At 46.2% G+C, this 998-nt stretch carries 1 protein-coding gene; it reads left to right on the top strand.

Features of this window, described 5'->3' with window-relative positions; translation table 11 throughout:
* A partial coding sequence (locus tag A3739_RS05775) for a GspE/PulE family protein (protein WP_197472091.1) occupies positions 1–952 on the top strand: 952 nt, incomplete at its 5' end.
* Positions 953–998 lie beyond the last annotated feature (46 nt).

The raw sequence follows: 998 nt of genomic DNA, 5'->3' as shown, positions 1-998 counted from the left end.
CGCCGAAAAACGGATTCCGCAAGATGGTCGTATCTCTCTTCGTGTTGGGGGGCGAGAAGTAGATGTTCGTGTATCCACAATGCCGTCAGCAAATGGTGAACGCATCGTTCTGCGTCTATTAGACAAAAACGCGGGGCGGCTAAGCATCCAACACTTAGGCATGACTGACCGTGATAGCGGAACGCTGAAATCTATTTTGGCTCAGCCACATGGAATTATGCTGGTCACGGGTCCGACTGGTTCTGGTAAAACAACCACACTATATGCCGGATTGTCTGAGATTAATGACCGTAGTCGAAACATACTTACGGTCGAAGATCCGATCGAGTACAACCTTCCAGGAGTCGGTCAAACCCAAGTAAATACGAAAGTGGATATGACTTTCGCTAGAGGCTTGCGCGCCATACTTCGTCAAGACCCAGATGTCGTGATGATCGGTGAAATTCGGGATTTAGAAACGGCGGAAATTGCAGTTCAAGCCAGTTTAACTGGTCACTTAGTGCTGTCTACACTGCATACTAATACGGCTGTTGGCTCTATAACCCGTATGATGGATATGGGTGTTGAGCCATTCTTGATTAGCAGCAGTCTCGTTGGAATTATTGCGCAGCGTCTAGTTCGAGTGCTTTGTGATGACTGTAAAGAAGCGTATGTTGCAGATGAGGGAACATGCAGATTGCTAGGAGTTGATCCTAAAAATCCACCAACCCTATACCGTGCCAAAGGGTGCAGTGAATGTAATCACTTAGGCTATCAAGGACGATTAGGTGTTTACGAGATTATCGAGATCGATAATCAGATGCGTAGCTTGATCCACGATCGTGCAAGTGAGAAAGAACTAGAAGCCTGCGCTCGAGAAAAATCCCCTGCAATTTTTGATGATGGGTTAAGGCAGATCCTAGATGGTGTGACGACAGTTGTAGAAGTATTACGTGTCATACACCAAAGTTAGCTATGGCAACCATGAAATATGTCGCTCTTGATGAGCGTGGTAAAAA

Source organism: Oleiphilus sp. HI0067, from assembly GCF_001635735.1.
The sequence above is the reverse complement of the archived record's forward strand: the minus strand, read 5'-3'. Positions and strand labels throughout refer to the sequence as shown.